Below are 10,182 nucleotides of genomic sequence, written 5' to 3' on the forward strand. Positions count from 1 at the left end.
AACAGTCCCAAGCACTCAATTGCCTTGTGTATCCACAACACGATGGCGTTTACGTCCCTTTTTTTCTCCATCAATACCGTGTTGTTCACAAGCTCCGGTAGTTTTGACACTGTGTGAATCAATCTTGTGGTAGCTCGGGTCTTCACTTTCACCAGCCTTGATCCACTTTATCTTGACAAGCGCGCTCAGTACTTTTTTTCATATTTCTTTGATCCTGCATCTTCGATAAAACGATTGTACAGGCGAGTATGGCGGAAAATCTTTAGGAAGCATTCGCCATGGGAAGCCGGTCGTTATTATGTAAACTACTCCATTAACACGCTCTTTCTTCTGGTGTTTACTTATATTACCATACTTGCCCCATGCAAAATGATCTTTAATGAGCTTTCATTCATGATCTATTAAATTTCTTGGATCACACGTTCTGATTACCTCCAAACTTGACTATACTCCCTCCTTTTATCCATGAATACAGATTCTTAAATCATCCAAAGGCAGATCCAGAAAAAAGATCTGTATTGTGCTAAAAGCATGATGCATTAAACAGAAAAGTTGATGAACGTGGATTGGCCCATGATATGCCAAGACAACGCACAGGTATTCTGTAAAAGGGCAGCATTGTTAGGGAAAACAGGATTGTGGGTGCCAAAAGCAGAACAAATGCTATAGGCGTTTTAATGAGCTCTACTTTAGAGGAAATTATATTACTTACTAGTTTTCTAGAGATATTGACTTGTTGGGTAAAAGAAATGTTTCTAAACAATATCCCAGAAAACCGTGGGATTCTCATGGATACCGTAAAGGTAAAACTATGCAGAAAATGATTAAGGATGCTGGTCATACTTTCCTACCTCTTTATTCTCCTAAGCTTAATCCGATTGAGAAACAATGGGCTCACGCTAAACAGATACGATGTTCTACACATTGTTCAATTGACGCACTATTCTTTATAACTGTTCTAGAGTTAGTTTGCTATAGAATACAGAAAATTAGGTAGTGATCAAAAAACAAAGGAAAAAATAGTTATGGTTAGCAAAAATAGCATAAGTATAGGGTGAATAAACTAAGAAAAAGAAGGAGCAATTAATTCTAAAGCACAATTAGGAAGAAAAGAAAAAAATAGATTCAAATACGCTAAAAAGGTAACTTTAAAATAATAAAAATAAAATATAAACAGAGATCACTAGGCTATTTAACGCAAATATTGCTTTTGTATATAAACGGCTTATCTCTAGGGAGGCTTTTAAAGAAATAAATATCAATCAACGATATAGCGCCTAAAACTCTGGTATTCTTGTATATATTGATAAAAGTGATATTGCTATAGTGGTTTGAAAAAAGAGGAGATGGGGTGAAGAAAAAAAAGAATTCTTAGGGAAAAAGCGTGGTAATTATTACAAAAATTTTTAGTATGACTGGAACAATCAATCAATAGAACCCATAATGAATCTTTTAATCATTGGGAAGCACAGTGTTGAATCAAAACGCTAAAGCTTGGGCTAATTTTGGGGAATGCCTCATTTCATACACCACAAAAGAAAAGAGGGCTGATCCAATCTATTGACTGCAAAATAATATTTCTACCCCCTTATTCACTCAATTTAAATTCTATAGATCAATTCTGGGCCACTATGAAACGATGGATTAAGGATAGAATTAGAAAATTCGTTCAATGATATGGAGCTATAACTCACTTCTTCTCATCCCCTAATACCATATGATTTACGATATAATCTAAAATTATATCGTGGACTCTTGATATACTTGACCTATTATTTTGCCTTTTTTATCCTTTTTCGGAGTCTCTGTTGTGATCAACGTCCTTAAATCGCTTCAAAACGATTTAAGGGTACGCATCTTAGACTGTTTACTGTGTATTATTCCACAGAACGATGATTGAACCATAGTGCTCTTATCCTCACCCAAAATTTTGTCGCGGTAATTGACACCAACGCCGTCCCAAGCCCAAAAAAATTCCTCCACAAAATCCGTAAAAAAGTAAGCTTTGGACCCAACGCTCCTGCAAAACTTCTTTTTTTTGCTGAATGTTTAAAAATTCTAAGTGAGCTCGAGAAATTAACGGAGAAGAAGCAAGTTCTTGCGAAGTAAATAAAAAAGGATTAACTTGAGGGACCATCCAAGAAGAGGGGGTCCATACTTGGTACGATAAAAATCCTCCATATCCCCAACACAACATTCCAGCCAACTTAAATACAGAAGGAGTAGCAATACGAAAAAAGAGAAGCCTTCCTTGAAAAGAGTACCCCATGCGTCTTAAATACTTTCGTAGTAAAAAAAATCCTCCCAAAAAACAACACGGACTCCCCATGAAGACATAAAATGAGATCCAAAGATTTTTCCATAATCGACGATGAAATGTACTTTCAAGCACTTTTTTCTGATGCTGCTTTTCTAATACATAAAGCTGCGCCACAAGGCGCTGATCTTGTGTTAAAGCATATAAAATTTTTTGTAGCGTTTCGATTCGATATATGTTCTTACGGTCTAAAGCCTGAATGTAGTCCAAACTAAGTTGTTGATGGAGTGGAGATTTCAAGTGCGCAAGAGTTTGCCAGGTTTTCATCTGAATACTACCAGGACGTGGCGCAAGAGTGACAGTCCAGAATCCAACAATACTTCCCGTCGCCAGAACGCTTCCTAAAAAAAACCAAAATCTTAGATAAAAAGTTGGAGAAATAATAAAGGATGAACGAATTTCTAATAATGCTCGATTAAGCATATATGGTTGAGAATGCATAAATATCCGTGTCCCTCAATCTCCTCAATGTCATCATAGCGTTGAAAACTTAAAAAAATTGTGATCTATTATATTTGTTAACATTTGTCTTCCTCAGCATCGCTTTCTCCAAAGTTAAAAAGAATAGAAAAAGTATAATATAGGTTAGGCTATTGATTTCGTATTCCATTTTTTATCATCAAACCACCCCCCTCTGTTGTCTGAGAATTGTTGTAGAAATCTCCTTAAGTTATATAATGTTCGTACACAATTCACGATACTCAGGCGTTTCTAATAGACGGCGCTTCATTCGAAGCATATGATACCACACAACACGTTTTTGTCCAGGGGAACGCAATAAGTAAGCTGGATGATAAAAAGCAAAAACGGGAATAGAATCTTGGTTCAGGGGGTTAATATAAGTCAGATCGCTTTTTTGCAGGACGCTGATATTACGTTGAGTCCTTAACAATGCTCTACAAGCCACCGACCCTACACACAATAAAATTTTCGGTTTAATAATCTGAATATGTCGATCCACAAAGGGTAAACATAAGTCCACTTCCACCGCAGAAGGTTGGCGATTAAAAGGAGGGCGCCAAGGAATAATATTTGTAATATAGCAAGAAGTACGATCCCAACCCAAAACCCAAAGCATCTTGTCCAGAACCTGCCCGCTAAGACCCACGAAAGGCTTTGCTAACCGATCTTCTTCTGCTCCAGGGGCTTCCCCCACAATCATAACGGGTGCACGAGGATTCCCATCGGAAAACACAGTATTCAAGCAAGATGCTGAAAGCGCACATCCTCTAAATTTTTTTATTTCTTGGTACAAAACACTTAAGTTCATCTCAAGAGAGGCCTGGGAGGGACAATGGATTTCTGCTTCATGGTATTGGTTTCTTTTTACAGATTCTTGGTCCCGTACACCGTAAGCAGTGCGCACACCTTGAAGGCGGTACCACAAAAGCAGTGCTGCCGCCTGTATCTTTATTGTTTTTGATGGATACATCGGAAGTATTCTCGCCTGATACGTGGATGAGTTATTCCAGAGAAGATTGGGGAGTTTAGAAATTACTTTACGACTCCCACAAAGCATTTAAGAAAAAGATTAGATAATCAATAACGGTTGAAAATTTCTCTCTAGGTCATCCAAAAGAATGAATGAATTTTTTAGAATCGATAATGAGAAAAAGCACGATTTGCCTCCGCCATTCTATGGGTATCAGAACGCTTTTTCACAGCTCCTCCAGTGCCCTCTGCCGCACTCCTTAATTCTTCTCCGAGCCGTTCTTCCATAGTTTTCTCAGGACGCAGTCGGGCATAATGAATTAACCACCGCACCGCCAAAATTTGCCCCCGATCCACGGAAACTGCAACGGGAACAGTATAGGTTGCACCCCCTACACGTCGAGCACGTACTTCTACATTAGGACGAACATTTCCCAAGGCAGAATGAAACAATTCTCGAGGATCTTTTTGTAATTTCGCAGCAGCACGATCCAAAGCACCATATACGATGTTCTGTGCAATGGTTTTTTTTCCTTTCCACATTAAACAATTAATAAACTTCGCAACTACACTATCCTCATACCGTAAGTCCGGAGCTATCTGTCTTTTTTCTGAGCGACGACGACGAGCCATATTTTTTCTCTCCTATTACTTTGGTTTTTTTGCGCCATACTTTGAGCGTCCCTGCTTTCGATCTTTTACTCCTTTCGTATCAAGTGCACCCCGCACAATATGATATCGACATCCAGGTAAATCTTTTACAGAACCACCTCGTAACAACACAACAGAGTGCTCTTGGAGATTATGCCCTTCCCCCCCAATGTATCCGGTTACCTCTTCACCATTACTTAAGCGAACACGCGCAACTTTACGTAACGCGGAATTGGGTTTACGAGGAGTCTGAGTATACACCCTTGTGCACACTCCCCGCTTTTGAGGACATTTTTCCAAGGCAAAAGAATTTTCTCTTGTTTTTCTGGGCGATCGAATACCCCGAACAAGCTGATTTAAAGTTGGCATTTTTTAACTCTCCTCATATAAAATGACATACCACACGTTAACGCTTAGAAAACTGAAAGCTTTTTCGAGCCTTGGGTTTTCCAGGCTTTTTACGTTCTACCCGCCGAGCATCTCGGGTTAGAAATCCCTGCTTTTTTAGTAAAGGTCGTAAACTCAGGTCGCTTCCTGCTAGAGCACAACTAATCCCATGACAGAGAGCTCCAGCTTGACCTGATAACCCTCCGCCCTGAACTGTGCAAGTTACATCATAATGATTTAACTGCTCTACTGCTTTAAAAGAAAGTTGTGCTAAAACTTTAAGAGCAGGAATAAAAAAATACTGCTCTAATGCTCTTCCATTCACGGAATACCGTCCTAATCCAGGCTTAATCCAAACCCGGGCTACGGAAGATTTACGGCGACCTGTAGCATAAAAACGGCCTTTAGAATCTGCCCGTATGGGTTGACGTTGGGCAGTTGTCTCTTGGGAATGATTATTTTGTAAGTGCTGTTCCATCGATTACACTCCTTCGTGCTTACACAGGTTTTTTCTATTCCATAAACCAATATCTAATATTTTTGGGCATTGAGCTGTATGCGGATTTTCTGGACCAGCGTACACAAAGAGACCTCGAATACGCTGGCGTCGCAGCGGGCAAGCTTTTTTCATCATGCGCTCTACTGCTTTTTCTACAACGCGTTCTGGAAAACGTCCTTGAAGAATGTCTTTTGCAGATCGAGACTTAATTCCCCCCGGATAATTGGTGTGCCAATAATATTGCTTTTGCTTAAGTTTATTTCCCGTAAGCGCTACGTGCCCAGCATTAACGATGATCACCCGATCTCCCGCATCCAAATGAGGGCTGTACACTGCCTTATGCTTACCATTTAAAATTTGAGCAACAATAGCTGCTAAACGTCCTAGAATCAATCCTTTTGCATCAATTAGGTACCATTTTTTTTCAATGTCTTTTGCCCTTAAGCTGAACGTATGCATATTTTTTCCTTTTGTTTTAAGCTTTGCGTACAATAATTTTACTTTGTATTTTACGAAAAAATTCAAAAAAGCATATTAGGTCTGCTTTTGTCGCTCTAACGCTTTTTTTCTGAGAGCAGATTTTTTAGGAGTTTCACGAAACTTATATTGAGGCAATACCCCTTCTTCCGCAAGAATGCGTCGAACTCTATCCGTGGGTTGAGCACCACAAGCAAGCCAATACTGTATCCTTTCTTTGTTCAAAGTTACTTTAGGCCTATCGCCTTGAGAAAGACAAGGATCATAAGTGCCTAACTTCTCTTTTCCAGTTTCTCGTCGGCAACGAGCATCTGCCGCCATAACCCAGAAAAATGGAATTCCTTTTCTACCGTGGCGTGCTAACCGCAATTTCATTGTCATGAGTAAATCATTTTCCAAAAAAAATACTTTTGCCATATCATAACTTAAAATTCAATTGGGGTAAAGAGGACCTCTTAAAAATTTTGTTTTTAAATTATAGTATTTTTGTTAAAATCTAAGCTATAAGCTGTATTTTTTCTTTTATACTGATTTTACGGAAATAGCATTACACACTCAAATTCTATAATTTCTAGGCACTTAGAGAAGATTTTAGTATGAGGTGGACTCCCCCCTCCAACACTAAGCCCCCTCCCAAAAGCAGAAGAAGATAGGTAGTTGCTATTTGTAACCGCTGTGTCACTGTCATTGAAAAGTTTTTTCCCAAGCTTTTCACGCCCCATACTATCCCGATCCACCAAGATAATGCACCCAAAAATACTCCCAATACAACGTTGATTAGAGAAAACCAAGAATGAACCTGAATATCTAATGCTCCTATCAACGCTACCATCCCCAAAATAGAAAGTGGATTGGTCATAATTAATAAAAACGCAGTAACACATAAACGCGTATGTAACGTATCTTTTTGGGTAGATACAGTATCCCCCAAAAGAACTAGTGCATGAGGCTTGGGATATTTCAAAGATTTAATGGCAACACCCAATAATACCATCCCCATAAGCATGTTGAGCCATCGGGCATATTGCCGCCAAAAAAAAGTATAAGGAACGCCCAGAACAGAGACTAACGCACACAAGGCTTCCCCACAGGCTGCACCAAACCCTACAGAAAGTCCCCGATAACGCCCATGTGTAACGGTTTCTCGAATGCATACCACACCCGCAACCCCTAAAGGAATAGAGCTTATAATACCCACGCACAATGCTCTAAAGAAAATCTCTAGCCAGTTTTTTAACACGATTTAGACCTATTTTACTATTTACTCTGAATTTTTTTTATTATACTACACTATGAGAAAAATTTGTATAACATTATAAACTGTAATAGTCAAAGCCCCTCGCACTAGGCTAGATGCATCGTTTTATGTATTTAAAAAAGTTAAGGAGATCGGACTAATTTGATTTAATTTAAACACTTTATAGTCAATTACCTCGAATTAGATTCATGGTACTATAAAAAGAAAATTTTCCACAAGCGCATAGAGTAACGATGCAAGAAAAAAAGTAATACATTCCCTGGGTAAAGAAAAAACACAAAAAGAAGCATCAGAAGTGTTTGAAGGACACAGGAATACAATCAGTAAATGACCTATGTCACACTAGCTACTTCTTCTCCGTTCTGGAAGAACCGTAGAATACCTTTTATTGCTTGACTAAACGCTCTAAACAAGATTGGAATTACTTTTCACGAAAACACTTGACTATCATCAAGGAGCAGAATCAACCCTTTTTTAACCAGGGCGAGTCCATTAAAATGCTGGCTCATGTTGATCAAGAACGGTAATTACCATAAAGAAGAAAAAGATTTTTCCTATTCGTTTGGATTGATATGATCTAATAAATTACGAATTTGATTCTGGGATGAGAGGAATGTTACACTAAAAAGTATGGGACGATTGGGTTGACGATTTATAGGTTCAAAACAAGGCTTATGCTCTAAAAATGAAGAAGATTAAAATCAAAAAAAAGAAAAAGTAAATAACACAATTTCTTGAATTATGTATATATTTTTTTGGCAAAAAATTTTTAGAAAGACTATTTATTAATTGAGGAACTATGTTTAGATTTCTGTTAAATAAATATAGTCAAACAGTTCAAAAAATTAAAGAAATAATCATTGTTTTAACTGAATGTTGTGTGGATCATAGGCCCAAAGAAATACAAATTTTTTTAATTTTTTCTAAAATAAAAATTTCTGCTCTACACGACATTTAAACTTATACCCCCTTCCCTAAAGCTATCCAAATTACGGGATGAAAAAACTTTTGACCTTTTAGAATTTTTTCTTATAATGGGTTAGATTAGAAAACACGATGGTTAAAAAGTCGAAATGCAAAAAAATCAATATCATAAATTTCATTTTTATGCAATATGGGTCTGGCTTTTGACCAGTTTATTTTATGGATTTCAATTTTTTTTACGCAGCTCTCCCAATGCATTAGCACCTCAACTGATGGAACAATTCCGTATTGACGCGCAAACTTTAGGAATTTTTTCTTCTGTTTATTATTGGACTTACGCATCTTTACAGATTCCTCTTGGAATGTTGTTGGATATTTTTGGTCCTAAACGAATTTTACGCATTGGAATGCTTGTGTGTGTAGGAGGCGCATTTTTATTTGGATGCTCTGAAAGTTTTGCTATGGCGGTGTTGGCGCGATGTCTTATTGGAGCTGGAGCCGCAGTATCTTTTATTGGAAGTATTCGTATGAATACATTGTGGTTTCATTCAAGTTATTTAGCTTTTGTTATAGGACTATTATCCGCTATTGGAAAAATTGGGGGTGCCTGTGCCAACTTTGGCCTTCCCTTCTTGGTAAACTGGTTGCAGAATAATACCCCAAATGAATCTCAAGTTTGGAAGCAGATTATTTTATTTCTTAGTATTATAGGAATGCTTTTAGCCGGATTGGTATGGATTGTGGGGAAAAACGGCCCCAAAGACGTGTTTGTTCCTGCAATCTCTGAACTAAATTGGAAAAAAATTCGTGAAGAATTTTTGTGCATTGCAAAAAAACGTTCCATATGGATACTGGGACTTTATGGATATTCTTTGTACCTCACACTTTCAGTCTTTAGTGATACGTTTTCTATTCGTTTCATAGAACTATGGTTGCAAGTTCCTACGCAACAGGCAGGAAAATTAGCCGCATTGGTGGCCATAGGTTCTAGTTGTGGCGCTCCGTTGATTTCTTTTTTTTCAGATATCTTTAAAAAAAGAGTATTTTTCTTAAAATTGTCTGTAACGTGTGTGCTGATACTGAGTGGTCTAATATTTTTTGGTCCTCAGGTATCTTTTTGGACTGCGGGGTTTTGTCTATTTTTCTTTGGATTTTTTTCTGGAGGCCAAATTCTTGTGTTTGTGACGGGTGCTGAAAGTGGCCCTAGTCGACTTTCGGGCCTTTCCGTAGGGACCATTAATGCAATTCTTATGCTCAGTGGAGCACTTCACAACCCGCTGATGGGGTACTGTATTCAGTGGTCTTGGGATGGTCGTTACCAAGGACATCACCCTTTGTACACACTGGACAATTATCAGACTGGGTGTATTGCAATTTATGTATTTTTTGTGATAGCATTTATACTAAGTTTTTGTTTAAAAGAATCCCACCCCGAAAGAGTTAAAGATAAAAACAATAAAAAAAGCACAAAATAATTTAATTTTACCCAGAGATAGTTTCATAGAAAAACTGATACCAAATTGAGAGCAATATGTTCGTTGATTCCAAAGCCCAGCGCAAAAAAAAATTAGAGCACTTTTTACACCAAGAAATTGCCAAAGTGTTACAAAATATTTTGTATTTTGAGCGCGGTGCAGAAAATATGCGAGTTACTGTAATGGAGGTGTATGCGTCCAAAGACTTACGAAAAGTAAACGTTTTTTTAAGTACCAGCTTACCGGAGGTGTTTGAGGTAATTCGCCAAAAAAGCGGAAAAATTCGTCATATTTTAGCAGAACAAGTGAATATGCGTCGCATACCAGAATTATATTTTTTACCTTGGAAGTATTAGAGCCTGTATTTATGGATAAGCGATCCATCTTAACAAGAGCATAGAATGAGCGATCATCACTCTATTTTCTGCAGGTGCTACAGAAATTTTGTAATCTTTACACAATCTTGGATAATGATTGAGCCAAGCAACGGTTCCTTCAACAACGCATCTTTTAGCAAACACCGCCCATCCTTTAGGTATGGGTTCTAAAATTTCAATTATCTTGTTAAGAGCTTATCCGCAAATTAATTAGGAGGAAAGAATCTGCGCAAGAGTAGTCTGTTAAGTGACATGTAAATGTTATTCTCTGTAGAAGAACAAAGCAAGTCGTATTCTTTTGATAGCCTTCTATTTCTACCAAGCCATCCAAATGTTCGTTCTACAACCCATCGTCTCCGTTGAACCTTAAAGCCCCCCTCTATCCT

16 protein-coding genes are annotated in these 10,182 nt (G+C 37.9%); 5 read left to right on the forward strand and 11 right to left on the reverse strand.

All coding sequences use genetic code 11. The features are described from left to right. Positions 1 to 198: 198 nt before the first annotated feature. Positions 199 to 381 (reverse strand): transposase, encoded by a 183-nt coding sequence (locus HCUR_RS10035; protein WP_104206459.1) that lies wholly within the window; start codon positions 379 to 381, stop codon positions 199 to 201. A gap of 296 nt (positions 382 to 677) precedes the next feature. On the opposite strand from HCUR_RS10035, the gene HCUR_RS08200 reads away from it, so the two are divergent. The 3 genes from HCUR_RS08200 to HCUR_RS10045 all read left to right on the forward strand — a co-directional run bounded on the left by HCUR_RS08200 (position 678) and on the right by HCUR_RS10045 (position 1,676). Then, on the forward strand, positions 678 to 824 hold the full coding sequence (locus HCUR_RS08200; protein ID WP_165780622.1) for a hypothetical protein: 147 nt from the start codon (positions 678 to 680) through the stop codon (positions 822 to 824). Then, on the forward strand, positions 821 to 997 hold the full coding sequence (locus HCUR_RS10040) for a hypothetical protein (protein ID WP_423751883.1): 177 nt from the start codon (positions 821 to 823) through the stop codon (positions 995 to 997). The genes HCUR_RS08200 and HCUR_RS10040 overlap by 4 nt, the downstream gene beginning before the upstream one ends. A gap of 508 nt (positions 998 to 1,505) precedes the next feature. Further along, positions 1,506 to 1,676: a transposase gene (locus tag HCUR_RS10045; protein ID WP_165780623.1), complete on the forward strand. Its 171-nt coding sequence runs from the start codon at positions 1,506 to 1,508 to the stop codon at positions 1,674 to 1,676. A gap of 242 nt (positions 1,677 to 1,918) precedes the next feature. On the opposite strand, the gene HCUR_RS01510 is transcribed toward HCUR_RS10045, so the two are convergent. The 8 genes from HCUR_RS01510 to HCUR_RS01545 form a co-directional block, all read right to left on the reverse strand. After that, positions 1,919 to 2,758: a hypothetical protein gene (locus HCUR_RS01510; protein WP_104206437.1), complete on the reverse strand. Its 840-nt coding sequence runs from the start codon at positions 2,756 to 2,758 to the stop codon at positions 1,919 to 1,921. Between the two features lie 229 nt (positions 2,759 to 2,987). Then, complete coding sequence (locus tag HCUR_RS01515) at positions 2,988 to 3,749, reverse strand: uracil-DNA glycosylase (RefSeq protein WP_165780624.1); 762 nt, start codon at positions 3,747 to 3,749, stop codon at positions 2,988 to 2,990. Between the two features lie 161 nt (positions 3,750 to 3,910). Next, positions 3,911 to 4,381 carry a 30S ribosomal protein S7 gene (gene rpsG, locus HCUR_RS01520; protein WP_104206439.1) on the reverse strand — a complete coding sequence of 157 codons (471 nt, stop codon included), beginning with the start codon at positions 4,379 to 4,381 and terminating at the stop codon, positions 3,911 to 3,913. Between the two features lie 15 nt (positions 4,382 to 4,396). Next, positions 4,397 to 4,768 carry a 30S ribosomal protein S12 gene (rpsL, locus tag HCUR_RS01525; protein WP_104206440.1) on the reverse strand — a complete coding sequence of 124 codons (372 nt, stop codon included), beginning with the start codon at positions 4,766 to 4,768 and terminating at the stop codon, positions 4,397 to 4,399. A gap of 37 nt (positions 4,769 to 4,805) precedes the next feature. Further along, the gene (gene rpsI, locus HCUR_RS01530) at positions 4,806 to 5,264 is read right to left on the reverse strand and encodes a 30S ribosomal protein S9 (RefSeq protein WP_104206441.1); all 459 of its coding nucleotides are present in this window, start codon (positions 5,262 to 5,264) and stop codon (positions 4,806 to 4,808) included. Between the two features lie 3 nt (positions 5,265 to 5,267). Then, a complete protein-coding gene (gene rplM / locus HCUR_RS01535) occupies positions 5,268 to 5,744 on the reverse strand; it encodes a 50S ribosomal protein L13 (RefSeq protein ID WP_104206460.1) in 477 nt (158 codons plus the stop codon). Between the two features lie 75 nt (positions 5,745 to 5,819). After that, entirely contained in the window at positions 5,820 to 6,179 is a 360-nt protein-coding gene (rpsP, locus tag HCUR_RS01540) for a 30S ribosomal protein S16 (RefSeq protein WP_207760855.1), read from the reverse strand. A gap of 154 nt (positions 6,180 to 6,333) precedes the next feature. Then, positions 6,334 to 7,002 (reverse strand): LysE family translocator, encoded by a 669-nt coding sequence (locus HCUR_RS01545; RefSeq protein WP_104206442.1) that lies wholly within the window; start codon positions 7,000 to 7,002, stop codon positions 6,334 to 6,336. A 1,091-nt stretch (positions 7,003 to 8,093) separates the two neighbouring features. Here HCUR_RS01545 and HCUR_RS01550 point away from each other — a divergent pair. Both HCUR_RS01550 and HCUR_RS01555 read left to right on the forward strand, forming a co-directional pair. Continuing rightward, on the forward strand, positions 8,094 to 9,419 hold the full coding sequence (locus HCUR_RS01550) for an MFS transporter (protein ID WP_104206443.1): 1,326 nt from the start codon (positions 8,094 to 8,096) through the stop codon (positions 9,417 to 9,419). Positions 9,420 to 9,475: 56 nt separating this feature from the next. Continuing rightward, entirely contained in the window at positions 9,476 to 9,775 is a 300-nt protein-coding gene (locus HCUR_RS01555; protein ID WP_104206444.1) for a ribosome-binding factor A, read from the forward strand. Between the two features lie 9 nt (positions 9,776 to 9,784). Here HCUR_RS01555 and HCUR_RS08205 read toward each other — a convergent pair whose 3' ends face one another. Both HCUR_RS08205 and HCUR_RS01560 read right to left on the reverse strand, forming a co-directional pair. Then, entirely contained in the window at positions 9,785 to 9,940 is a 156-nt protein-coding gene (locus HCUR_RS08205; protein ID WP_165780625.1) for a hypothetical protein, read from the reverse strand. A gap of 62 nt (positions 9,941 to 10,002) precedes the next feature. Further along, positions 10,003 to 10,182: transposase (locus HCUR_RS01560; RefSeq protein WP_165780581.1), on the reverse strand; the 180-nt coding region annotated here is incomplete at its 5' end.

It is taken from the genome of Holospora curviuscula (genome assembly GCF_002930195.1).
Classification (GTDB): Bacteria; Pseudomonadota; Alphaproteobacteria; order Holosporales; family Holosporaceae; genus Holospora; species Holospora curviuscula.

Excerpts from the sequence above, each read along its gene's own strand:
- HCUR_RS08200 (WP_165780622.1), top strand. The coding sequence starts at position 678 with ATGAGCTCTACTTTAGAGGAAATTATATTACTTACTAGTTTTCTAGAG.
- HCUR_RS10040 (WP_423751883.1), top strand. The coding sequence starts at position 821 with ATGATTAAGGATGCTGGTCATACTTTCCTACCTCTTTATTCTCCTAAG.
- HCUR_RS01510 (WP_104206437.1), bottom strand. The coding sequence starts at position 2,758 with ATGCATTCTCAACCATATATGCTTAATCGAGCATTATTAGAAATTCGT.
- HCUR_RS01515 (WP_165780624.1), bottom strand. The coding sequence starts at position 3,749 with ATGTATCCATCAAAAACAATAAAGATACAGGCGGCAGCACTGCTTTTG.
- rpsG (WP_104206439.1), bottom strand. The coding sequence starts at position 4,381 with ATGGCTCGTCGTCGTCGCTCAGAAAAAAGACAGATAGCTCCGGACTTA.
- rpsL (WP_104206440.1), bottom strand. The coding sequence starts at position 4,768 with ATGCCAACTTTAAATCAGCTTGTTCGGGGTATTCGATCGCCCAGAAAA.
- rpsI (WP_104206441.1), bottom strand. The coding sequence starts at position 5,264 with ATGGAACAGCACTTACAAAATAATCATTCCCAAGAGACAACTGCCCAA.
- rplM (WP_104206460.1), bottom strand. The coding sequence starts at position 5,744 with ATGCATACGTTCAGCTTAAGGGCAAAAGACATTGAAAAAAAATGGTAC.
- rpsP (WP_207760855.1), bottom strand. The coding sequence starts at position 6,179 with ATGGCAAAAGTATTTTTTTTGGAAAATGATTTACTCATGACAATGAAA.
- HCUR_RS01550 (WP_104206443.1), top strand. The coding sequence starts at position 8,094 with ATGCAAAAAAATCAATATCATAAATTTCATTTTTATGCAATATGGGTC.
- HCUR_RS01555 (WP_104206444.1), top strand. The coding sequence starts at position 9,476 with ATGTTCGTTGATTCCAAAGCCCAGCGCAAAAAAAAATTAGAGCACTTT.